We start from the raw sequence: 22,768 nt of genomic DNA, 5'->3' as shown, positions 1-22,768 counted from the left end.
TCTTAAACAGCTAATGCAGCTTGTTGCAATCGTGTTTGATAAGTTGTGTCGATACGTCCTACCTGCTCGAGCCACTGATTTTCAGGTTGGCGCTCGGCATCGGCCGCAGAAATTGCAACATCATTGAACCCGCACCGCCGTGCATGTGCATATTGATCGGCAATCAAACGGCCGACAGCGCGAAGCGGGCCTTTATAGCCTGCACGGCGTAAATCCATAGCAAGCGAAAAGCCGCGACCATCAGCAAATGAGGGGAAGACAACATCAATACGCTCAACGCCGCTCAAATGTTGGACGACTTCATTCGCATCGGCTGTGTTTTCAAGAGTAAGAACAGCATTGCTATTATTTTGCGTGCCAAGAAAGCCTTGGTCCGTAACGATGATAAATTCTTGTTCTTCAGACATTTTGCTTGCTTTCCCGAACGGCGCTTCCGTTCTCGAAATGAATTCCACATTCAACCTTGTTCATACCGCGCCAACGGCCTGAACGCGCATCTTCTCCAGCTTTAATGGGCGAAGTACAGGTTGCGCAACCAATTGATGCATAGCCGTGATTGACCAATGGATGGCGCGGCAAATCAAACCACTCCATATATTCAGACAAATCTTCAGGCGCCCAATCGGCAAGAGGATTGATTTTAATTTTGCCTTCAGCCGTTGTTTCAACAGGAGCAATGGTGCTGCGTGTGAAAGCTTGAAAGCGTTTGCGTCCTGTTATCCAGCCGTCATAATCTTTGATGGCTTCTGCAAGAACAGATGTTTTGCGAAAATCGCAGCATTTATCTGCATTGTCTTTGTGCATACGGCCCCAAACATCTTTTTCTCTGATCGTCTGTGAAGAAGGTGAGATTGTTTGAACATTGGTAAGGCCAAGATGGTGTATAAGATCAGCCTTATATTGAAGCGTCTCTTCAAACAGCATGCGTGTGTCGATGAACAAAACCGGTGCGGCTTTGTCGACGCGGGACAAAAGGTGCAAAAGCACCGATGATTCTGCACCAAATGAAGATACCGCAGTAATTTTGCCGTGCTTCTTTGTGATGAACGCATCACCAAGAAGATCGATCGCTTTTTCTTGTAGATCATGCAGCGCGGGCATTTGTTTCATCCTTATAAATTGCTGCCTTAAAAGGGGCAGCACCGACACGGCGGTAGGCTTGCAAAAATGTTTCATCTGCAGCTTCGCGAATGTCGAGATAGGTTTGAATAATAGCTTCTATGGCAGGAATAAGGTCTTCAACAGCAAAACCTGGACCAGTGCGCTCGCCAATGGTCGCTGTTTCAGTACCATCGCCGCCCAGCGTAATTTGGTAGTTTTCAACGCCAGCCTTATCCAGTCCCAAAATACCGATATGACCAACATGGTGGTGACCACAAGCATTGATACAGCCTGATATTTTAATTTTCAGCGGGCCAATCTCACGTTCGAGTTTTAACTCATCAAAACGAACCGCAATCTCTTGCGCAATTGGAATAGAACGTGCTGTTGCCAGTGCGCAATAATCCATGCCGGGGCAGGCGATAATATCAGACAGAAGGCCGATATTAGCCGTTCCTAAACCAGCTTCCTTAAGTGCGGCATAAACCGCCGGAATGTCTGCCTTGCGCACATGAGGAAGAATAATATTCTGCTCATGGCTAACGCGCAGTTCATCATGACCGTATTTAAGTGCCAGTTCAGCAAGAACACGCATCTGGTCTGATGTTGCATCACCCGGTGTGCCACCAACAGGTTTGAGCGAGACAGAGATAATGCCATAGGCAGGATTCTTGTGCTCTGCCACATTGGTTTCCACAAATGAGCGGAACGCAGCATTTTCAATTTGCGCATGATCGAATGCGAGCGATTGCGTATTGTCAAAAAGCGGTGGTGCAAAGGCAGCTTCTAGGCCTTCGATCAATGCGGCTGGCGGCGCTTGGAAGAACTTCTTCTGCTCGATAAACGCTTCTTCAATCAGCGCTCTGATTTCATCAGTGCCAGTCTCGTGAACCAGAATTTTGATACGCGCTTTATATTTGTTATCGCGGCGTCCATTCAAATTATAGACGCGTAAAATTGCTTCCAGATAAGGCAGCAAATCAGCCTTAGGCAGAAATTCACGCATGGTCTTACCAACCATTGGTGTACGGCCAAGACCGCCGCCGACAATCACTTCATAACCAGGATCACCGGATTCATTGCGCACCATGCGCAAACCAATATCGTGGGCCTTCGTTACAGCTCGGTCATTGGGAGCGCCTGTGATCGCAATCTTGAATTTGCGCGGCAAAAACTGAAACTCAGGATGGTCGGTTGACCACTGGCGAAGCAGTTCCGCAGTCGGGCGCGGGTCTTCGATCTCATCTGCCGCTGCACCTGAAAAATGGTCAGCAGTAACATTGCGGATACAATTTCCCGATGTTTGGATTGCATGCATTTGAACATCAGCAAGCGCTTCCAAAATTTCTGGAACATCACGCAGTTTAGGCCAGTTGAACTGAATGTTTTGACGTGTGGTAAAGTGGCCGTAACCCTTATCCCATTTGTCAGCAATATAGGCTAACTGATTCATTTGGCGTGAGTTTAGCGTACCGTAAGGCACAGCAACACGCAGCATATAAGCGTGCAATTGCAGATAAAGGCCATTCATCAAACGCAGCGGCTTGAACTCGTCCTCTGTGAGCGAGCCGTCGATGCGACGCTCAACTTGACTGCGAAATTGCGCAACACGGTTGCGCACAAATGTTTCATCGAACTCTGAATATGCGTACATAATTACGCTCCGATTTGTTTGGTGTCGGCTTGCTTGCCGTGAAAGTAATTGGACGGGCCGCGGGTGCGAAACTCTTCGCGAAAATGATCGGGCGCAGGTTTGCCATCAGCGTCGATTTCAATCTTCATAGCATAGGCACCAACGATAGAACCCTGTTGGCCATTTGCAATCTTAAGCATGGTTTCAACCTGTTCAACCGAGTCAGCGATATGCGCTTCAGCAATATCGCGTGCCCAAGTTCCGTCTGCTTTGAGATAGATTACATCGCCTTCAAAAAGATCATTGGCAGTGATGATTTGCGGTACAAAATTGCGGGCCATTACAGCGCTCCTGCAGAATATAGTTCGGGTGCATCTTCAAGCGTTACGGATGCGGCAACAGCATCGCGCGGACAAAGGCCATATAAAATAATAGCAGGCCCTGTGATTGAAGCGGCGTTGAGTGTGTCCGGCAGTTTTGCCAGCGTTGTGGATATGATTTTCTGATCGCTGCGTGATACATTCTCAATCGCTGTCACAGGCGTTTCAGAGTGAGCGCCATGCATCAACAGGCGGCCGCGCAGAAAATGAGCAGCGCGTACACCCATGTAAATCGCAGCGACTGAATCTTGTTTGGCTAGATCACGCCAATCATGCTCGGCAAAGCCTTCGACCTCACGGCCAGTGAGGATGCGTAATGCTGAGTTGCGTCCGCGCCGTGTCAATGATGTTCCAATCGTTGCCGCAGCAGCAGAAGCTGATGTTATGCCCGGCACAATATCAAAAGAGATCGCTGCTTCATCGAGCGCATCAAGTTCTTCATCAAGACGGCCAAAGATCGCAGGATCACCGGATTTCAAGCGTGCGACCTGTGCACCCTTGGCAGCATGCTTAATCATCAACGCGTTGATGTCATCTTGTTTCCAAGAAGGGCCGTACCCTTTTTTGCCAACTTCAATCACAATCGCTTCGCGGCGAGCTAATTCAAGAATCGCTTGCGGTACGAGTTGGTCATGCAAAACGACATCTGCTTCGTGCAAAAGGCGGCGTGCTTTCAAGGTCAATAGTTCTGGATCACCTGGACCTGTACCAATCAAAGAAACATGGCCTTCGCGCGGACGGGTTTCGATGGCGTCAGTCAATAAATCGTTGAGTGCATCATTAACGGCTTTTTCGCCGCCCGTTTGAAGCGCCGCATCGCCTGCGCCCTCATAGTAACGGCTCCAAAAGTCACGACGAATACGTCCTTGCGGCAACATATCGGCGCGGCCACGAAATGCCTGACCAATGCGTGCGAGAATGCCGAGCGACGCAGGGAGGCGCTCTTCAATGTCTGCCTTGATGCGCCGTGCGAGTACGGGTGCAGCACCTTCCGTACCGATTGCAATTGTTACAGGGTCGCGGTCAACAATTGCCGGCGTGATGAATTCGCTATCTTCCAGATTGTCGACGATATTTATAAGTGCGCCTGCATCGTGGCCGATCTTGGCAACGCGTGCATCTTCAATGTCATCTTCATTGGCTGCATAAAGCATCGCTGCGCCGTCTGCGTCGCCAATTTCAAGCGCGCGCTCGACCAACGTTAATTTGCCTGTTGAAGCCCAAGCACGAACCTGATCTTCTGCTTCAAGACCAAACACTATAATATGAGCCTCGGTCTTAAGCAGTAGGCGCAGTTTTGCGATTGCACATTCACCTGCGCCTGAAACAATAATGCGGCGACCGACTACATTTAAAAATATTGGAAAATGACGCATAGGCTTTCCTTTTCAGTAGTCCTGAAAATAGGGTTTCGCATCGGCGTGTATAAGAAATGGAATTCCAATTTATGAAGCATCTTGGGAATAATTGTTTTTTCGGGCGGGAAACACGTTCACGAATGCTTGATTGACTGTGTTTGCTTTTTCACAGGTTGCGACAATCGGTCAGTTTCGAACTATTCCAATTTTTGTCTTAGCCCGTTATAGAAAGTTTGAGAAAATTGTATGAGAGCGGCGCTGGTATTTTAAGTGTTGCGGACGAAGGGTTAGAGTTTTGGATTTTAATCGCTTTTTTGCCGATAAACTTGCTGGCTTAGTTGAAGCTGGCAATTACCGTGTATTTGCTGATCTTGAGCGTAAAGCTGGTGCGTTTCCAAAGGCGTTGCGCCACCGCGAAGACGGCACGACGCATGAAGTAACGGTTTGGTGCTCGAACGACTATTTAGGCATGGGCCAGCACGCGTCTGTAACTGCGGCTATGCATGAAGCAATTGACAAATGCGGCACCGGAGCAGGCGGTACGCGCAATATTTCCGGCACGAACCATTATCATGTGAAACTTGAGAATGAGCTTGCTGATCTTCACGGCAAGGAAGATGCGCTTATCTTCACATCTGGTTATGTGTCCAACTGGGCAGCGCTCGGCACATTGCTTACCAAAATTCCAAACATCATTTGCTACACAGATGCATTGAACCATGCTTCCATGATTGAAGGCATTCGCCATTCACGCTGTGAGAAACGAATCTTCCGTCATAATGATGTTGCTCATCTTGAAGAACTCATGGCGCAGGATGACCCAAACGCACCGAAGCTCGTCGCGTTTGAAAGCGTCTATTCAATGGATGGCGACATCGCGCCGATTGAAGATATTTGCGATGTAGCCGACAAATTTGGCGCTCTTAAATATATCGATGAAGTGCATGCTGTTGGCATGTATGGCCCGCGCGGCGGCGGCGTTGCTGAGCGCGAAGGTATCATGCACCGCTTGGACGTGATTGAAGGAACGCTCGGCAAGGCGTTCGGCGTTATGGGTGGATACATCACAGGCTCAAAAAACCTGATCGATTTTGTGCGCTCTTTTGCTTCTGGTTTTATCTTTTCAACCGCATTGCCGCCAGCGGTCGCAGCGGGGGCAACGGCTTCGATCAAGCATTTGAAAGAAAGCCGCGTCGAGCGTGAAGCACAAAAACGTAATGTAGCGGCCGTTCGTGCTGCCTTCGATAAACGCGGCATTCCGCATATGCCGAATCCGAGCCATATCGTTCCGGTAATGGTGGGCGATGCGTCCAAGTGTAAATGGATTTCCGATATTTTGCTTGAGCGCCATGGCATCTATGTTCAGCCAATCAACTACCCGACGGTGCCTGTTGGTACGGAGCGTTTGCGCATTACGCCAACACCTGCCCATTCACCGGAAGACATTGCACATTTGGTAAGCTCACTGAGTGAACTCTGGTCGCAATGTGCGCTGGCGCGGCAAGTCGCCTGAATTAAGCAATCAATCTAACTGATTCAAATGATTCATATTTAGCGCAATGCCTTTAAATGGCTTTGCGTTGAATCAGTTTGTGAAGTTGCTCAACCAGCACTTTAATCTCTTGCGGGCCAACCGTGCGCCAATCCATTCAAAACACTCTGCGTGTCTGCTCCCAATGCAGGCGCTGTATCGATGTTTGATGTCACTTGCCCATCAATCAAAAATGGTGAACGAACGCCCGGAACACCAAGCGATGTTGCAATTTGCAGTTCGCGTGCTTTGACATGTGGATCGTTGAACATGTCTTCGATTGTATTGATTGCACCGACGGGCACCGCATGATTCTCACATGCTTCAATCAGCGCATCGCGTGCCCATTCGGTTGTAGTCGCTGTAAGGCTGATTGTTAAAGCATCTCGGTTTTCAACTCGCTTTTGGTTCGTCGCAAAAAGCGGATTTTGCGCTAGCTCTTGCGTTCTTAGAATTTCACATAGACGTGCAAATTGCCCATCATTGCCGACGGCTAAAATGATATGCCCATCCTTCACAGGGATGACCTGATAAGGCGCAATATTTGGATGCGCATTGCCAAGTCGGGCAGGGGCGCTGCCTGTCGCAAGGTAATTCATATTTTGATTGGCAAGCGAAGCGGCCATCACCTCCATCAATGCGATATCGATGTGGCTACCCTTGTTGTGCTTAAGAGATTTAACCAGCGCTGCGTTGATTGCAGATACAGCATAAAGGCCAGTTAGAATATCGGTGATTGCAACGCCGGCCTTCATTGGCTGTCCATCCGGTTCTCCGGTAATAGACATAAAGCCGCTCATACCTTGGATAATGAAATCATATCCTGCGCGATGCGCATAAGGGCCGGTCTGTCCAAAACCAGTAATGGAGCAATAGACCAGATTGGGATTAGCCTTTGAAAGGCTTTCATAATCGAGGCCGAATTTCTTCAATCCACCGACTTTGTAATTTTCAATGACGACATCTGCCGTGCTTATAAGTTTTTTTAACGCGTTTAAATGTTCGGCGTTTTTAAGATCGAGCGCAGCTGAGCGTTTACCGCGATTGGCACTGTGAAAATAGGCCGCCGATAGGTCTTCGCCATTTGCACCTTTTATAAAAGGCGGTCCCCAATGGCGGGTTTCATCGCCGCCATCAGGGTTTTCGATTTTAATGACGTCGGCGCCAAGGTCCGCGAGCAATTGACCTGCCCACGGTCCCGCAAGTACGCGCGCTAATTCAACAACGCGCACACCTTCAAGCGGTTTAGACATTTATGTTTGTCGCGCCCGTTTTGCGTTGCAACAATTGTTTTTCAGCCATGAGTTTGCGCTGATAACGACCCTGAACAATTTCAACCAGAACCATCGTCACAAGCACGAAGTAGAATGTTGTTTTGCTCATTGCCTCAACAGAGAAGCCGAAGAATTTCAGATGTGCCAGATGGCCGCCTTCTGTCGTCAGCAAGATACCGACGAGCAAGAGAACGAAAAGGCCAACGACCTCATACATGCGATTTCGGTTCAAGAAGTTTGCAACCGTTTCGGCCATAGCAACCATCAAAATGCCGGAAATAATAATCGCTGCGACCATAACGATGAAATGATCAGTTAAAGCAACGGCTGAAAGAACGGTATCGAACGAGAAGACAACGTTCATGGCAACGATCCAGAATAGCGCTTTGCGAACCGATGTCATGGCGCGGTTGCCCATATCGTGGTCCATATCGTCTAAAGCCAACATATGGGTGATTTCTTTGATTGCTGTGTACATCAAGAAAACACCACCAGCCAAAACGATGATTGCATGACCGCTTACTTCGCCTTCAGCGATGCCAGCCCAATTGAACGTATAAAATGGTTCTTGGAAAACCTTAATCAGTTGAAGCACGACAAACAGAAGCACGATGCGAAGAACAATCGCTAAAATGATGCCCAAGCGCCGTACACGGGCTTCGTGTTGCGCCCCGACTTTCTTTGCTTCCAGTGAAATATAGAGCAAATTGTCAAAACCGAGCACTGTTTCAAGTGCGGTAAGGATGAGAAAAGTAATCAGATTGTCTATTGTAAATAGACCGGCAAGCAATTCCATTGCGTATTCTCCAAGAAGATTTTGATGCAGTATTAGCAGAGGGCTATAGATGCGTCACCCTAGCTTCACGTGATTGCAGTGGAAAATAGAGCGCTCGAACTATTTGTCAGTACATGAATGCAAAAAAACGATAAATGCTTCAGTTGCTGCATCCTGATCTTCATCATTTAAAGTTTCATGTCTTGCGCTGGGGAAAACAATCTTTTTAACCGCAGTAAAGCCAGCAGCTTTGAGCCGCTTGCATTGGGCTTGTGTGGCGATCGCATTGTCTGTTGCGGGATCCTTGCCGCCGCCAAGAAGCTGAATGGGGAGTATTTTAGTCTTCTTGCTTGCACCGCGCACACGGCTACCATTGAAGACCAGGTCAAAAAGGTCTTGCCACATTGATACAGAGGCATTCCATCCGCAGTTTGGATCAGCGATATAGGCATCCACCTCTTTTTCGATATGGGAAAGCCAATCAAAATCAGTGCGATGATTGGGGATTTTCTTGCCCCATGTCTCAAAGGTAAGCTTCGGTAATATACGAGATGGCACATCTGAACCCAACCTAAAGCGCTCATAATGCAATATGCCTTGCGCTAAACGGCCGGCGAGCCCGCCAGAAAAATTTGAATTCCATACAGCCGCGCCCGCAAGGCGATCAGCATGCGCAAGCGCATAATTCATCGTTATCAAGCCGCCCATAGAATGACCAAACATGATGAGCGGAAGATCTGGATGGTGAGCACGGGCATTTTCCTGCACCGCGGCACAGTCCAGCATTACTTTTTTTACGCCATCTCCATCCAGCGAAAAAACCCCTTGGGGAGCATCTTTTGCTTTTGTGAGGCCATGACCACGGTGATCATGGGCATAAACATGACAGCCAGCTTCACTAAGCTTCGTTGCAAAGCGCGCATAGCGCTCAGCATGTTCAGCAAGACCATGATTTATATGAACAATACAGCGCGCGTCACTTGCAGCATGTTTGACATAACAATTTATGTCGGCACCCGAGGCGCTAACAATTCTTTTTTTCGTATCGAATGTGTAGTGATTCATGTTTAAGACGAACTCCCTTAGGGTAAGGTGCGCACCACTTTTTTTGCAGTCAAGCCTATGCAAGTCTATGAGTGTGAATAACTAAAAAATGCTACTATTTAATAATGTTCATTCCGTGAAGCATTTGCTTGTGCGCGTGTGAATAAATGTCGGCGCAGTGTTTAACGCCAAGCAAATGCTTGCCTTGCCCCGATGGGAATTTTCCCATAGATATCGGCCAAACTTCAAAGCATTTGGAACCGATTTAAGATGGCACGCCAATATATTTATCACATGTCCGGCCTCAATAAGGTCTATGGATCAAAGAAAATTCTCGAAAATATTCACCTGCAATTTTATGGTGATGCAAAGATTGGTATCTTGGGCCCGAACGGCGCAGGTAAATCCACAGTCATGCGCATTATGGCAGGGCTGGATAATGAATTTACAGGCGAGGCTTGGATTGCCGAAGGCGCAACCCGCGGATATTTGCCGCAAGAGCCTCAACTTGATCCAAATCTGAACGTTATGGAAAATGTCATGCTTGGCGTGGCGGATAAGAAAGCGATTCTTGACCGCTATAATGAGCTGATGATGAACTATTCCGATGAAACAGCGGATGAGGGTTCAAAACTTCAAGATATGATCGACAGCCAAAACCTTTGGGATTTGGAAAGCCAAGTCGAACAGGCAATGGACGCATTACGATGCCCGCCAGCCGATGCGTCAGTTGAAAAGCTGTCAGGTGGTGAAATTCGCCGCGTTGCACTTTGCCAGTTGCTTCTGAGCCAGCCTGATATGCTATTGCTCGACGAGCCAACCAACCATTTGGACGCTGAGACCATTGCGTGGCTGGAAAAGCACCTGCGAGAATATCCAGGCTCTGTCCTAATGATTACCCACGACCGTTACTTCCTTGATAATGTGACAGGGTGGATTCTTGAGTTGGACCGCGGCCGCGGCATTCCATATGAAGGCAACTACACAGCCTACCTTCAAGCAAAAGCCAAGCGTTTGCACCAAGAGGGCCGCGAAGACGATGCAAAGCAAAAAGCGCTTTCTCGCGAGCAGGAATGGATGGCATCATCACCCAAAGCACGTCAGGCGAAATCAAAAGCACGTATTAAAGCCTATGACGAATTGGTCGAAAGCGCCAATAATCGCAAACCTGGCGATGCGCAGATCATTATTCCAGCCGGCGAGCGCCTCGGTAATGTGGTGATTGAAGCTGAAGGTCTGACCAAAGGGTATGGCGACCGCGTTTTGATCGATAACCTCTCTTTCAAATTACCGCCTGGCGGTATCGTCGGTGTTATCGGGCCAAACGGTGCTGGTAAATCAACATTGTTCCGTATGATTACCGGTCAAGAACAACCTGATAGTGGCACAATCACAATCGGTGACACGGTCAACCTTTCTTATGTTGATCAGAGCCGCGATGCACTTTCAGGTAAAAGTACTGTTTGGGAAGAAATCTCCGGCGGTAATGACATCATCAAGCTTGGCAATCATGAGATGAACAGCCGCGCATATTGCGGTGCGTTTAACTTTAAGGGCGGCGACCAGCAGCAACCTGTAGGCACATTGTCTGGCGGTCAGCGTAACCGTGTGCATTTGGCCAAAATGGTCAAAGCTGGCGGTAACGTACTGCTCCTCGATGAGCCGACCAACGATCTGGACACAGAGACACTCGGTGCGCTGGAGGAAGCATTGGAAAACTATGCGGGCTGTGCTGTCGTAATCAGCCACGACCGTATGTTCCTTGACCGGTTGGCGACGCATATTCTTGCATTCGAAGGCGATAGCCATGTTGAATGGTTCGAAGGTAACTTTGAAGATTATGAACAGGACAAGATTCGCCGTCTTGGACCTGAAAGCGTTAATCCGAAACGCGTGACCTATAAAAAACTAACGCGTTAAAACTGCCTAGAGATTGATTTGGCCGCCGGTGTGTTCGTTCATGCCGGCGGTTTTTTATTGCCACGCACAAAGATAAACAGCGCTAAGCGCATGCAAGGTCGCACGAAGCTACAAGAAATATAATGTCGATAAAAAAGGGGGATTAAAAATGAAAAAGACCGGACTGCGGGAGGAGGATGCAGTCCGGTCGTAATTCTTGGACCAAGCTGGGAGGAGGATGCTTGATCCTTGGCAACAGCACCATCTGGGAGGAATTATGCGCTGTTGTTGAAATGATGTATGCGCTTTAGTTGGAAATTGTGCAATGCAGCATTTTGCAATGCTGCTATGCAGAAAATGCATAGCTTAGTGCTTGAAAAGCTAAATAGATTAGAATTCCCAGCCCCGTGCTTTTGCAAAGAGAAAATCTCGAATCGCTTGTAGTTTCGCAGAGTTTCTCATTGTTTCTGCATAGACGAAGAATGTATCGAAACTTGGTAGTTCTACGTCCTCTAACACCCGTACAAGACCGGAATCGCGTTCAACGGCATAATCGGGCAGCAGTGCGAGACCAATGCCAATTTGTGCTGCCCTTTTGACGGACATCACAGAGTTGATTTCAAGTGTCGGTTTCAAAGGTTGTTTGCCTTCACGCTCAACGGTCAGCAATGCGTTTAGGTCTGATAGATAATTGGGCGCTGGTTCGCCAAAGCTTATAATTCGGTGTTCTTCTAAGTCCGTCAGTGTTTCTGGTCGGCCAAAACGCTTGATATATTCTGGTGATGCATAGACGTGTAGATGCACGGTGAACAAACGCCGCTGAATAAGATCAGGCTGTTGAGGTTGCCGCAGACGAATAGCGCAGTCCGCCTCGCGCATATTCAAATCAAGCTCTTCATTGGAAAGCATCAATTTGACACTGATATCAGGGTAAAGCTCGATAAATTCTTGAATGCGATAAGAAAGCCAGCCTGCACCAAGACCAACGGTCGTTGTAATGCGCAAAATACCAGAGGGCTTATCTTTGGTTTCCTTAAGCTCGGAGCTTACCGATTCTAATTTTAGAAACACTTCATGCGCTGTGGCATAGAGCATGTCGCCTTGCTCTGTCAGCACCAAGCCGCGTGCATGGCGATTAAAAAGCGGCGCGCCAATTTCTTGCTCTAAGGATGAAATTTGCCGACTGACTGCCGATTGAGAAATATGCAAAACTTCACCGGCATGGGTGAACGAGCCTGCCTGTGCCGCCGCATGAAATACGCGTAATTTGTCCCAATCTAGCGGCACGGTTCAATCCAATCTTATTCAGCCGCTTCAAGCAGGCTTTCTTGTGCAGCCACAAACTTTTCAGCTTCCAAAGCAGCCATACAGCCCATTCCTGCAGCTGTAACGGCCTGTCTATATATATCATCTGTTACATCACCAGCTGCAAATACGCCAGCCACAGAGGTTACAGTGCTGTCAGGAGCAGTCCACAGATAGTTGTTTGGCTTCTGTTTCAGCTTACCTTCAAACAGCGCCACTGCGGGTGCATGGCCGATGGCTACAAACACGCCGTGTGTAGCCATTTCAGTAATTTCGCCTGTTTTCCTGTTTTTCAGCTTAACGCCAGTAACAGATGCGGGAAGGGCGGGATTGGCTTTTTCGCCGAGGATTTCCTCAACTTCGGTATCCCAAATGATTTCCACATTTGCTTTTTTGAGCAGCCGTTCTTCAAGAATTTTCTCAGAGCGCAATTCGTCGCGGCGATGAACGAGCGTTACCTTAGAAGCAAGGTTTGAAAGATAAAGCGCTTCTTCAACGGCTGTATTACCGCCGCCAACAACGACAACTTCCTTGCCACGGTAGAAAAAGCCATCACATGTCGCACAGGCAGATACGCCAAAGCCCATATAGGTTTGTTCGCTTTCAAGGCCGAGCCATTTAGCCTGCGCTCCTGTGCAGATAACCAGTGTGTCACCTGTGTAAATGGTGCCGCTATCACCCACAGCTTTAAATGGGCGACTATCGAGATCAACTTCAACAATAATGTCTTGCTCGATTTGTGTGCCGACATTTTCAGCCTGTTGGCGCATTTGATCCATCATCCACGGGCCTTCTACAGCGTCGGCATAACCTGGATAGTTTTCGACTTCTGTGGTGATCATCAACTGACCACCTTGTTGCAAGCCAGCAACCATGACGGGTTTCAGCATCGCACGCGAAGCATATATCGCTGCGGTATAACCAGCAGGGCCAGAACCGATGATGAGCATTTTGGAGTGAATTGTTTTCGTCATGTCAAATAGCCTGTGATTTCTTTAAAGTTCAATATGGCCATACAGACATGTTCTATCAAGGCACGATCGGGCCAATCCACGCATTAGTGGTATGAATGTGTGTGGTAATTAAGATTACTCACATGAGCGATGAGATAAGTGCTTTTTTGTTCAAATAAAACAGGTTTTGTTCCACCGAACGACATGTGGGGCCGACCGCGACATTTTTACTTGCGATGTGCAGACGCCATTCGTTCTGGCGCCTGATTAATGCTTATGACCTAGTCTGCGATGAATTTGTGGTTTCTAAGAAATTATATCGGTTTCCAGTTAGAATCCACCTTATCTGCCCAGTCTCGCCATTCTTGAGCATAATCGACATCTTGCCAGTCTTTAAACCATGGACCGCCATTAGTGAAATGAACTGCGTTAGGGTAACCTGTAGCTGGTTTTTCATTCCAGCCCTCAAGCCAGTTCCAATTCGTCGGCACGTCACCGATTTCATTGTCCTGCGCCCATTGCATCCGATGTAAATAAGCCCCTGATTCAGTGTTAATCAGTTGTTGTGTTAGTTTTTGTGTCGATGGGTGGTCACAATTAAAAATCATGAATGAAGACCAGTTTTTCCGCGGGTAAACTGTTTGGGCTTTACCATCCATTTTAGTCGTAGCTGTTGGTGTGTAATCATGCTTAACACAAGCGACGGCAATATCGTCACGCATATATTGACGCAGGTTTGCTACATCTGAGAAAAACAAAAAGTCACAGTCACAAAAGATAGCCCAACCTTTGAAGTCAGCTAAGAGTGGCGTAAAAAATCTGGAATATGTAAATTCAGTTGAAGCAAGAGGGTCGACATCTCTTGTATAAAGTCCCTGTTTTACCAATTCATCTAACTTAATCGGTGAGACACTCACATCCTCGTTTGTGTTTGCGAGTAGCGATGCTTTTGCAACATCATAAGCAATAGGTTCGCGTGAATCCCAACCTATAAAAAAACGTAAATCCTGCGTCATGAAATCTCTCTCGCTATTTAGTTCGCATGAAATGTCAATTACGGCCAAATTTTGAAATTATATGCGTTTTTTTGTTTTTCCAACCAGTGGCGCTCTTCGCTCCAGCTATGCTTAGCCCAGCCTTCAAAAGAAAAACCACAAATACTGATTTGGCTTTTATCATTAGCAATTTCGCGAAGCACATATCTTATTCCGTAATAGCCGGTGCTCGGAAACTTTTTCATTGCATCTTTATCGCTTAAGCCAAGCTCGCGATAACCGTCTTCATATTCTTGTAAAGATAGTGCACGGACATATTTGCCAACATTGCTGTACGCTTCAAACGCATCACGGGTCCAGTCTGCACGTCGCCCTCGAAGCTGCCGATGCCAATTTATTGGTTTGACGTATTTTTTAATGACTGCTCGATTGTAAACAAAAACAATTTTTTCAGCTGCATTTACAATATCACTTTTCCAATATGCCTCATTTTCCAATCTGTTTTGCATCGGCTTATCGCTATTGTTGATAAATAAGATGCTCGTTTTAACGCCAGTCATGCCGACAGATGCTTTGGGTTCATTAAACCGAACGACATAATCGGCCGCATCAACATGTGCGGATATGTTTTCGCTCACAGGGCCGTTGCCGACGATGAAAATATTTTTGGACATTTTAAACGGAAGATTTTCTGAGGTGGGATAAAGTACTCTTTATTTTGATATGAGATCTGTACTTGGCACGCAAGACAGCCCGAACGACATTCTCTGATAATGTCTTATTTCTTCGTTGTATCGTCGTTCCGCCCAAATCCTGATCAATTTCTGTGACGCCGGATGGATAAATTTCTAAAAATGGAACACCATGTATCCATTGCATCTGAAGCGTTGTATCGACAGGGCGATCAATTTTTTCTGTTGCCTCAAGAAGCTTTTTCGCCGCCTGTAGCGAGATAATTTGTGCCTGCATACCAAGACCAATTTTTATGGCGCTCTTGCAAGTTGCTCTTAGTAAATCAGAGGGGGGCTTTTTTTCTTCGGGGAAACGGAAAAATCCGTTTTGCTCCGGCGCCTTCTCAAACAAATTCAGAGCGTTTTGGAATGTTGTTACGTTGAGATCAACATCATCTTCAACGACAAGCGCATAGTCATGATTATCATCAATGATTTTAGCCCAAATCGCGCGGTGACTGAGGAAGCAGGCAATTTCATTGTCTGAAAGTTCAAATGGGTAATAAGGTTTCTGTAGCTTCTGTATATAGAATTGCGCACGCTGTTCCATTGTCATTTTCTGACTGTCGACAGCATCAAAAACATGGGCTTTGTTGCCAAGCAACGCTTGTAATTTTTCAACTTGAGCAGCACGCTGTGTGGAGCGTTTCAAATGCAGAATATAAGCCGCGTTTATTTTTGCGGGCAGGTCTATGTGCTTGGAGGTCATAGCGTCTCCATCAGTTCAATATAGATTTTATTGATACGGTCCGCTTCATTTTCAATTTTGAATTCGTCTTCTACAGCCTGCCGAATGGATGGAGTATTGAAACGGTCTTTTTTTATGTAATCAAAGGCATTGCTTATGGCGACTGATAATTCTTTAGAGGCGCTTTTAGTGGCTATAAAACCATTTTCGCCTTGCTTTACCATCTCTTCGAACGAACCAGCCGTGCTGGTTACAACCGGCACGCCGCAAGACATAGCTTCAAGTGGTGTCAATCCGAAACCTTCATTTCGTGATGGCGCGACAAACAAGTCAAACGCTTGATACAATGGCAATATATCAGGCACCTCTCCATAAAAATGGATGCGATCTTGCATGCCGGCTGCCGTGATTTTTACCTCAAGGTTCGATTTGAAGGCACTAAATTCTGCTGTTGTTCGTCCGGTAATCACAGCGTCCCACTGCGGATATTGTGGGAGCAACTCAAGCATTGCATCAACAAACAAATCAGTGCCCTTCGACGGACGAACACGCCCTGTACAGCCGACAATCTTGCGTGATGCATCGATATGCAATGCTTGTTTTGCAATTTCTTTGCTGGTTGGCGGTATAAAGCGATCTGTATCAATGCCGTGCATAATAACGGTATGAGGAACTTCTAAGAATGCGCCTGATTTACCGCTCGTCGCAATAATACTATCCATGCGCCGAATGAGCCATTTGGTGTAATTGCTGTGATTACGCTGCGCTGCAGATGTGAAAACCAGCTTAACCGGCATGCGCAGAACATCACGCATGATAAATCCTGCCAGCATTTCTGTATTGCGGCGCGCATGCCAAATACGGTTTTTGCCGGAGTTTGGTTTTTTCCATAATTTCCACAAATCACGGTAGCGAATTTTGGGAAGATGGTTGGGTAATCCAGGACCAATTGTAGCGATAGTGATGCCAGCAGCGTTTTGAACTGGCACCAATTGAATTATTGTAGACGTCACACCGGATAAGCGACGTTTAAAGTTTGGCGCAATCACTTCCAATTTATCAAAATCGTTGAAAATGATCATGCCAAACTTTCTATAAGTGACGATTTCTTAGACGTATTTTACCGCTTCAATTTCATATCCGCGATCACCCTTAGGCGCTTTGACCTCAATAGAATCGCCAACAGTTTTGCCGATGAGTGCACGCGAGATTGGAGATGAGATCGAGATGCGACCTTCTTTTGGGTTGGCTTCCTGATCACCGACAATTTGATACGTGACTTCTTCGCCTGTATCATCGTCCGTCAACGTAACAGTGGCACCAAAACGAATGGTGTCACCTGTCATTGTTGCTACGTCAATAACGTCGGCGCGGCCAATTAAGCCTTCAAGCTGGCTAATTCGGCCCTCATTGTGCGATTGAGATTCTTTCGCAGCATGATATTCGGCGTTTTCCGAAAGGTCGCCGTGGGCGCGCGCTTCCGAGATCGCTTCAATAATGCGTGGACGCTCTTCCTGCTGCCGCCAGCGAATCTCTTCGTTCAGCGCATCAAAGCCTTTACTCGTCATTGGGACCTTCTCGACCATGGTCCTTCCTTTCCTGCCAGTTTTTAACCGGACTTAATCTATAAATAAAAACGGCTCCGGATTTGCGTTCCGGAACCGCCTTGCTCAATATGGCAATGTCTCTAGCTGATTTCCAGCCCTTTTATGGGCTCTATCGACTTTACTCGAAATAAGCTTGTAGAGGGCGCACTTCGATCTCACCTTTTGATAGGGCTTCGATCGCTTGGGTGGTTGCTTTAGCGCCCGCCATTGTTGTGAAATAAGGTACTTTGTTCTCAAGAGCAGCACGGCGCAGCGACTTGGAATCAGACAGTGCTTTTTTGCCGCTCGTTGTATTGATCACAAGCTGCACTTCACGGTTGCGGATGGCATCCTCGATATGTGGACGTCCTTCCAAAACCTTGTTGATTTTGCGTGCTTCAACACCATTTTCTGCCAAATAACGTTGCGTGCCACCGGTTGCGATGATGCCAAAACCTAGTCCTGCAAGCACTTTTGCAGAGGCAAGAGCATTGGCTTTATCTTCGTCTTTGACAGAGATGAAAACATTGCCATCTTTCGGCAGTACCACACTGGCACCAAGCTGCGCTTTGGCAAAAGCCATTGCAAAGTCTTTATCAAGGCCAATGACTTCACCTGTTGAGCGCATTTCAGGGCCGAGCAGGGTGTCAACACCGGGGAACTTCGAGAACGGGAACACCGCTTCTTTAACCGCAATGTGCTTGATGTCAGAAGCATGTTTGCGCGTACCGTAATGAGCAATGGCCTCTGAAAGTGTTTCACCGGCCATAATACGTGCTGCAATCTTCGCAATCGGAAGACCAATTGTCTTAGCAACGAACGGAACCGTACGTGACGCACGCGGATTGACTTCGAGGACATAAATCTCGTCGTCTTTGATCGCATATTGAACGTTCATGAGGCCGCCAACATTCAGCGCTTTTGCCATTGCTGCGGTTTGAATGTGCAATTGCTCAACAATCTCATCGCTGAGTGTATTCACAGGCAGAGAACAGGCTGAGTCGCCTGAGTGGATGCCAGCTTCTTCAATATGCTCCATAATGCCCGAAACATAGACATCATCGCCGTCACACAAGCAGTCGACATCAACTTCGATAGCGCCCTGTAGATAAGTATCAAACAGCAATGGGTTGGTGCCCAAGAGCGTGTTGATCTGACCTGTTTTGTCGTTTGGATAACGTGCTTTGATATCTTCAGGAATAAGCTCAGGAACTGTTTCAAGCAGGTAGGTAGAAAGCGAAGTCTCGTCGCGCACGATCTGCATCGCACGGCCGCCAAGCACGTAAGATGGACGCACCACAAGCGGGAAGCCAAGACCAGTTGCAATCAACCGTGCTTGTTCAACCGAATGGGCAATGCCATTTTTAGGCTGTAAGAGATTGAGCTTCATAAGCAATTTTTGGAACCTGTCGCGGTCCTCTGCCAAATCAATCGCATCGGGCGATGTACCAAGAATTGGAATGCCAGCACGTTCAATCGCATTAGCTAGTTTCAAAGGAGTTTGGCCGCCAAATTGAACGATAACGCCTTTAAGATTGCCGGATTTCTGCTCCATTTCTAGAATTTCAAGCACATCTTCATTGGTCAATGGCTCGAAATAAAGGCGGTCAGATGTATCATAATCTGTTGAAACCGTTTCAGGGTTACAATTGATCATGATGGCTTCATAACCAGCATCACGCAGTGCAAAAGCAGCATGACAGCAGCAATAGTCAAACTCGATACCTTGACCAATACGGTTAGGACCGCCGCCTAAAATGACAACTTTATCGCGTGTTGATATTTGCGCTTCATTCTCAGGTGCACCGATGAATGGCTGCTCATATGTTGAATACATATAGGCCGTAGGGGAGGCGAATTCTGCCGCGCATGTATCAATGCGTTTGTAAACAGGGCGCACATCCAAGGCGCGGCGGGCCGAAACCACATCACTTTCATTCTTGCCAATCAGTGTGGCCAAGCGCTGGTCTGAAAAGCCCATTGATTTGAGCATGCGCATATTGTCGGCATCAAGCGGCAGGCCGTGTGCTTTTACACGGGCTTCCATATCGATAATGTTTTTGAATTGCTCCAAGAACCAAGGGTCGATTTTGCAACCGGCATGTATGTCTTTAAGGCTGAAGCCCAAACGAATAGCTTGCGCAACCATCCGCAAACGGTCCGGTGTTGGTGCGCCAATTGCCGCACGGATCGCATTCTTATCGTCGCCTTCGCCAAGGCCGGGCACTTCAATATCGTCAAGTCCTGTAAGGCCGGTTTCAAGGCCGCGCAGCGCTTTTTGCAAGCTCTCCGCAAATGTCCGTCCAATGGCCATGACTTCGCCAACGGATTTCATCGCCGTGGTTAAATGAGGTTTTGCGCCGGGGAATTTTTCAAATGCAAAGCGCGGAATTTTTGTAACGACATAATCGATTGATGGTTCAAACGAAGCCGGTGTCGCACCGCCCGTAATATCATTCTCAAGTTCATCCAGCGTATAACCAATAGCCAGTTTTGCTGCGATTTTTGCAATCGGAAAACCTGTTGCTTTTGATGCAAGCGCAGATGAGCGCGATACGCGCGGGTTCATTTCGATAACAACTAGACGGCCATCCTCAGGATTAACCGCAAACTGTACGTTTGATCCGCCTGTTTCAACGCCGATTTCACGCAAGACCGCAATCGATGCGTTACGCATGATTTGATATTCTTTGTCTGTGAGCGTTAGCGCAGGGGCAACGGTAATCGAGTCGCCTGTGTGCACGCCCATTGGGTCGATGTTTTCAATCGAGCAGATGATGATGCAGTTGTCTGCTTTGTCACGAACAACCTCCATCTCATATTCTTTCCAGCCAAGAACGCTTTCGTCGATCAGCACTTCAGTCGTCGGCGAAGCATCAAGCCCGCTTTCAACGAAATCCATAAACTCGGAACGGTTATAAGCGATACCGCCGCCTGTGCCGCCAAGTGTGAACGATGGTCGGATAACGGCAGGTAGGCCGATTTCATCAAGGGCAGTTGCCGCTTGTGCCATCGCATGGCTCATATAGCGCTGTTTGCGCTCGGCAGTGCTGTGGCGCCATTCTAGTTCAAGTGCATCAAGCGCTGCATTCAGCTCTTCGCCTGAAAATTGCTTTTCAAGTTCAGCCTTCTTGGTTTCGTGGGCTGTGCGGTCTTTATCTTTAACGGCTGTCGCATTGACCAGCATTGAGCGCGGGCATTCCAAACCAATGCGCTCCATTGCTTCACGGAACAGCGAACGGTCTTCAGCTTTATCAATGGCTTCTGGTGTGGCGCCAATCATCTCGACATCCCATTTGTCGAGCACGCCCATCGCTTTGAGCGAAAGAGCCGTGTTGAGCGCTGTTTGTCCGCCCATCGTTGGCAGAACAACCATCTTATCGTTAGGGTGTTCCTTACGCTCTTTGATGATGATCTTTTCAACAATTTCCGGTGTGATCGGCTCGACATAGGTTGCGTCGGCAAGATCAGGGTCTGTCATGATCGTCGCTGGGTTAGAATTCACCAGAACGACGCGATACCCTTCTTCGCGCAATGCTTTACAGGCCTGCGTTCCGGAGTAATCAAACTCACACGCTTGACCAATCACAATCGGTCCTGCACCGATGATGAGGACTGTATCTATATCATTACGCTTTGGCATGGGGCATCCGTTTAGCTTACGCGAAAAACCGGATGCAAAGACAACCGGCACTAACGCAATTATTTTGTGGCTAAGGCTGTCTTATATTCATATGCGCGCGCGATGTAACCCCATTAAGCAATGAAATTTAGGCTTTCAACATAGATTCAGCGCTGTTTGGCATTTTTGTAGTCTTTGGAACAATTGCAGCATTGAAGCATTGGCCTTTCAACAGCGAAAGGAGAAAAATATGCCGAATATTTCTGAAGCAAAAATCGCGATACTTGCAACCGATGGTTATGAACGCTCGGAGTTGCGTAAACCGCTTGAGCATCTCAAAGGCGCAGGTGCAGAAGTACACATTGTATCTATCAAATCCGGTGAGATTAAAAGCTGGGATGAGGACAATTGGGGCGATAGCGTTGCTGTCGATAAGCTCGTGTCAGATGTAGCCGTTGCTGATTATGATGCGCTGGTTCTACCCGGCGGGCAAATCAATCCAGACCTTTTACGTGTGAACGAAGATGCGATCTCATTCGTGCGTGAGTTCGCAAAAAGCGGAAAAACGCTCGCTGCTATATGTCATGCGCCTTGGCTGCTCATTGAGGCAGATGCACTGCGTGACCGCAAGGCAACGTCATATCCATCTATTAAAACGGATATGATCAATGCCGGTGCCGATTGGGTGGATGAAGAAGTCGTAGTTTCCAATGCGATTATCACGTCCCGCAATCCTGACGATCTCGATGCCTTTAACGCCAAGATCGTTGAAGAGGTGGAAGAAGGACGCCATGACCGAGAAATTAAAGCTGCATAAGCCAGTGTAAATCATTGAATATTTAGCGGTCGCCAAATTGGCGGCCGCTTTCTTTGTTGAACCAGTTCAGCTTTTGCGGCACAAAGTCACACACAAACAGAAGCATGACATTTGGAGTGGGCAATGCGTTTAGGTGGACGTCGCAAAAGTACGAATATTCAGGATATGCGCGGATCCGGCTCCAGCAGTCGGGGTGGTTTCGGAAGAACCACACAACGTGTTCGCTTGCCATCTGGAGGACGGACTGTCCGTTCATCAGGCGGAGGCCTTGGCGGCATTATCTTGCTTGTTGTCTTGTTCTTTGTTTTGCGCAGCTGCGGCATTGATCCATTGCAGATATTGGCTGGCAGTAGCGGCGGCAGCGGCTTTGAGCAGATGCTTCCACAAACGCAGACACAAAACCAAACGCCTAGGGCTACGCCGCGTACAGATGCACAGACCGAGTTTGTTAGCCGCGTTCTAGCCGAGACAGAAGATGTCTGGAACGGTATTTTTAAAGCAAATGGCCAACAATATCCGGAACCAGTCTTGGTTCTGTTCTCTAATCAAGTGCGCTCTGCATGTGGCTTTGCTAGCGCCGCATCTGGTCCGTTTTATTGCCCCGGTGACAAAAAGCTCTACATCGATTTGAATTTCTTCGATGAGTTAGAGCAAAAATTTAAAGCAGGTGGTGACTTTGCACAGGCTTATGTAATTGCGCATGAAGTTGGTCATCACGTTCAAAATATTATTGGTGTTTTGCCAAAATTTAATCAGATGCGCCAGCGTATGAGCCAAGCTGAAGCCAATGCGATGTCCATTCGTGTGGAGCTACAGGCTGATTGTTTCGCGGGTGTATGGGGCTATTACACCGAACAAAAAGGTCTGCTGTCACGCGGCGATTTGGAAGAGGCGCTCAATGCCGCAACGCAGATCGGTGATGATACGATTCAGCGCCGTACCCAAGGTTATGTGGTGCCGGAAAGCTTCAATCACGGCACATCAGCACAGCGCCGCGAATGGTTTGGACGTGGTTTTGAAAGCGGTAAACTGGAAGCCTGCGATACCTTCAACAATGATGTTTAAAAGGTGAAGGA

The 22,768-nt window shown here is 47.7% G+C and carries 20 protein-coding genes; 4 read left to right on the top strand and 16 right to left on the bottom strand.

The genetic code is table 11. The features are described 5' to 3' along the window. Positions 1–2: 2 nt before the first annotated feature. From N530_RS0106800 to cysG, 5 genes are read right to left on the bottom strand one after another with little or no spacing between them, the layout of a single operon-like run. Positions 3–407, bottom strand: coding sequence for a DUF934 domain-containing protein (locus tag N530_RS0106800; protein ID WP_026480090.1), 405 nt, complete (start codon positions 405–407; stop codon positions 3–5). Next, positions 400–1,101: a phosphoadenylyl-sulfate reductase gene (locus N530_RS0106795; protein WP_211097865.1), complete on the bottom strand. Its 702-nt coding sequence runs from the start codon at positions 1,099–1,101 to the stop codon at positions 400–402. Before N530_RS0106795 ends, N530_RS0106800 begins: the two co-directional genes overlap by 8 nt. After that, a complete protein-coding gene (locus tag N530_RS0106790) occupies positions 1,085–2,755 on the bottom strand; it encodes a nitrite/sulfite reductase (RefSeq protein WP_026480088.1) in 1,671 nt (556 codons plus the stop codon). Before N530_RS0106790 ends, N530_RS0106795 begins: the two co-directional genes overlap by 17 nt. A gap of 2 nt (positions 2,756–2,757) precedes the next feature. Further along, a complete protein-coding gene (locus N530_RS0106785) occupies positions 2,758–3,075 on the bottom strand; it encodes a DUF2849 domain-containing protein (RefSeq protein WP_026480087.1) in 318 nt (105 codons plus the stop codon). Beyond that, complete coding sequence (gene cysG, locus N530_RS0106780; protein WP_026480086.1) at positions 3,075–4,490, bottom strand: siroheme synthase CysG; 1,416 nt, start codon at positions 4,488–4,490, stop codon at positions 3,075–3,077. The genes N530_RS0106785 and cysG overlap by 1 nt, the downstream gene beginning before the upstream one ends. A 277-nt stretch (positions 4,491–4,767) precedes the next feature. Here cysG and hemA point away from each other — a divergent pair, with 277 nt between their 5' ends. Next, entirely contained in the window at positions 4,768–5,985 is a 1,218-nt protein-coding gene (gene hemA / locus N530_RS0106775) for a 5-aminolevulinate synthase (protein WP_026480085.1), read from the top strand. A 101-nt stretch (positions 5,986–6,086) separates the two neighbouring features. Here hemA and N530_RS0106770 read toward each other — a convergent pair whose 3' ends face one another. The 3 genes from N530_RS0106770 to N530_RS0106760 all read right to left on the bottom strand — a co-directional run bounded on the left by N530_RS0106770 (position 6,087) and on the right by N530_RS0106760 (position 9,117). After that, the gene (locus N530_RS0106770) at positions 6,087–7,256 is read right to left on the bottom strand and encodes a CaiB/BaiF CoA-transferase family protein (RefSeq protein WP_026480084.1); all 1,170 of its coding nucleotides are present in this window, start codon (positions 7,254–7,256) and stop codon (positions 6,087–6,089) included. After that, positions 7,249–8,073, bottom strand: a complete 825-nt coding sequence (locus tag N530_RS0106765; RefSeq protein ID WP_026480083.1) for a TerC family protein — start codon at positions 8,071–8,073, stop codon at positions 7,249–7,251. Before N530_RS0106765 ends, N530_RS0106770 begins: the two co-directional genes overlap by 8 nt. 99 nt (positions 8,074–8,172) lie before the next feature. Then, a complete protein-coding gene (locus N530_RS0106760) occupies positions 8,173–9,117 on the bottom strand; it encodes an alpha/beta fold hydrolase (protein WP_026480082.1) in 945 nt (314 codons plus the stop codon). Positions 9,118–9,366: 249 nt separating this feature from the next. On the opposite strand from N530_RS0106760, the gene ettA reads away from it, so the two are divergent. Next, positions 9,367–11,016 (top strand): energy-dependent translational throttle protein EttA, encoded by a 1,650-nt coding sequence (ettA, locus tag N530_RS0106755; protein WP_026480081.1) that lies wholly within the window; start codon positions 9,367–9,369, stop codon positions 11,014–11,016. A gap of 369 nt (positions 11,017–11,385) precedes the next feature. On the opposite strand, the gene N530_RS0106750 is transcribed toward ettA, so the two are convergent. The 8 genes from N530_RS0106750 to carB all read right to left on the bottom strand — a co-directional run bounded on the left by N530_RS0106750 (position 11,386) and on the right by carB (position 20,896). Next, positions 11,386–12,282 carry a LysR family transcriptional regulator gene (locus N530_RS0106750; protein WP_026480080.1) on the bottom strand — a complete coding sequence of 299 codons (897 nt, stop codon included), beginning with the start codon at positions 12,280–12,282 and terminating at the stop codon, positions 11,386–11,388. Positions 12,283–12,296: 14 nt separating this feature from the next. Further along, entirely contained in the window at positions 12,297–13,274 is a 978-nt protein-coding gene (gene trxB, locus N530_RS0106745) for a thioredoxin-disulfide reductase (RefSeq protein WP_026480079.1), read from the bottom strand. A gap of 293 nt (positions 13,275–13,567) precedes the next feature. After that, positions 13,568–14,269 carry a hypothetical protein gene (locus N530_RS0106740; RefSeq protein WP_026480078.1) on the bottom strand — a complete coding sequence of 234 codons (702 nt, stop codon included), beginning with the start codon at positions 14,267–14,269 and terminating at the stop codon, positions 13,568–13,570. A 38-nt stretch (positions 14,270–14,307) separates the two neighbouring features. Then, a complete protein-coding gene (locus tag N530_RS0106735; RefSeq protein ID WP_155851942.1) occupies positions 14,308–14,808 on the bottom strand; it encodes a hypothetical protein in 501 nt (166 codons plus the stop codon). Between the two features lie 115 nt (positions 14,809–14,923). Then, complete coding sequence (locus tag N530_RS0106730) at positions 14,924–15,688, bottom strand: glycosyltransferase family 25 protein (RefSeq protein ID WP_051540799.1); 765 nt, start codon at positions 15,686–15,688, stop codon at positions 14,924–14,926. Further along, positions 15,685–16,749, bottom strand: a complete 1,065-nt coding sequence (locus N530_RS0106725) for a glycosyltransferase family 4 protein (protein WP_026480075.1) — start codon at positions 16,747–16,749, stop codon at positions 15,685–15,687. The genes N530_RS0106730 and N530_RS0106725 overlap by 4 nt, the downstream gene beginning before the upstream one ends. Before the next feature lie 27 nt (positions 16,750–16,776). Beyond that, positions 16,777–17,253, bottom strand: a complete 477-nt coding sequence (gene greA, locus N530_RS0106720; RefSeq protein WP_018687279.1) for a transcription elongation factor GreA — start codon at positions 17,251–17,253, stop codon at positions 16,777–16,779. Between the two features lie 139 nt (positions 17,254–17,392). Beyond that, the gene (gene carB / locus N530_RS0106715) at positions 17,393–20,896 is read right to left on the bottom strand and encodes a carbamoyl-phosphate synthase large subunit (RefSeq protein ID WP_026480074.1); all 3,504 of its coding nucleotides are present in this window, start codon (positions 20,894–20,896) and stop codon (positions 17,393–17,395) included. Positions 20,897–21,125: 229 nt separating this feature from the next. Between carB and N530_RS0106710 the strand changes: the two genes are divergently transcribed. Beyond that, entirely contained in the window at positions 21,126–21,692 is a 567-nt protein-coding gene (locus N530_RS0106710; RefSeq protein WP_026480073.1) for a type 1 glutamine amidotransferase domain-containing protein, read from the top strand. 123 nt (positions 21,693–21,815) lie between these two features. After that, entirely contained in the window at positions 21,816–22,757 is a 942-nt protein-coding gene (locus N530_RS0106700; protein WP_026480072.1) for a neutral zinc metallopeptidase, read from the top strand. Positions 22,758–22,768: the final 11 nt, after the last annotated feature.

The sequence above is a fragment of the Ahrensia sp. 13_GOM-1096m genome (genome assembly GCF_000620605.1).
Lineage (GTDB): Bacteria > Pseudomonadota > Alphaproteobacteria > Rhizobiales > Rhizobiaceae > Ahrensia > Ahrensia kielensis.
This window is presented reverse-complemented; position numbering and strand designations above follow the sequence as displayed.

What these genes read in the sequence shown, in the direction of transcription:
- N530_RS0106800 (WP_026480090.1), bottom strand. Translation starts at nt 407, where the DNA reads ATGTCTGAAGAACAAGAATTTATCATCGTTACGGACCAAGGCTTTCTT.
- N530_RS0106795 (WP_211097865.1), bottom strand. Translation starts at nt 1,101, where the DNA reads ATGCCCGCGCTGCATGATCTACAAGAAAAAGCGATCGATCTTCTTGGT.
- N530_RS0106790 (WP_026480088.1), bottom strand. Translation starts at nt 2,755, where the DNA reads ATGTACGCATATTCAGAGTTCGATGAAACATTTGTGCGCAACCGTGTT.
- N530_RS0106785 (WP_026480087.1), bottom strand. Translation starts at nt 3,075, where the DNA reads ATGGCCCGCAATTTTGTACCGCAAATCATCACTGCCAATGATCTTTTT.
- cysG (WP_026480086.1), bottom strand. Translation starts at nt 4,490, where the DNA reads ATGCGTCATTTTCCAATATTTTTAAATGTAGTCGGTCGCCGCATTATT.
- N530_RS0106770 (WP_026480084.1), bottom strand. Translation starts at nt 7,256, where the DNA reads ATGTCTAAACCGCTTGAAGGTGTGCGCGTTGTTGAATTAGCGCGCGTA.
- N530_RS0106765 (WP_026480083.1), bottom strand. Translation starts at nt 8,073, where the DNA reads ATGGAATTGCTTGCCGGTCTATTTACAATAGACAATCTGATTACTTTT.
- N530_RS0106760 (WP_026480082.1), bottom strand. Translation starts at nt 9,117, where the DNA reads ATGAATCACTACACATTCGATACGAAAAAAAGAATTGTTAGCGCCTCG.
- ettA (WP_026480081.1), top strand. Translation starts at nt 9,367, where the DNA reads ATGGCACGCCAATATATTTATCACATGTCCGGCCTCAATAAGGTCTAT.
- trxB (WP_026480079.1), bottom strand. Translation starts at nt 13,274, where the DNA reads ATGACGAAAACAATTCACTCCAAAATGCTCATCATCGGTTCTGGCCCT.
- N530_RS0106740 (WP_026480078.1), bottom strand. Translation starts at nt 14,269, where the DNA reads ATGACGCAGGATTTACGTTTTTTTATAGGTTGGGATTCACGCGAACCT.
- N530_RS0106735 (WP_155851942.1), bottom strand. Translation starts at nt 14,808, where the DNA reads ATGACTGGCGTTAAAACGAGCATCTTATTTATCAACAATAGCGATAAG.
- N530_RS0106730 (WP_051540799.1), bottom strand. Translation starts at nt 15,688, where the DNA reads ATGACCTCCAAGCACATAGACCTGCCCGCAAAAATAAACGCGGCTTAT.
- N530_RS0106725 (WP_026480075.1), bottom strand. Translation starts at nt 16,749, where the DNA reads ATGATCATTTTCAACGATTTTGATAAATTGGAAGTGATTGCGCCAAAC.
- greA (WP_018687279.1), bottom strand. Translation starts at nt 17,253, where the DNA reads ATGGTCGAGAAGGTCCCAATGACGAGTAAAGGCTTTGATGCGCTGAAC.
- carB (WP_026480074.1), bottom strand. Translation starts at nt 20,896, where the DNA reads ATGCCAAAGCGTAATGATATAGATACAGTCCTCATCATCGGTGCAGGA.
- N530_RS0106710 (WP_026480073.1), top strand. Translation starts at nt 21,126, where the DNA reads ATGCCGAATATTTCTGAAGCAAAAATCGCGATACTTGCAACCGATGGT.
- N530_RS0106700 (WP_026480072.1), top strand. Translation starts at nt 21,816, where the DNA reads ATGCGTTTAGGTGGACGTCGCAAAAGTACGAATATTCAGGATATGCGC.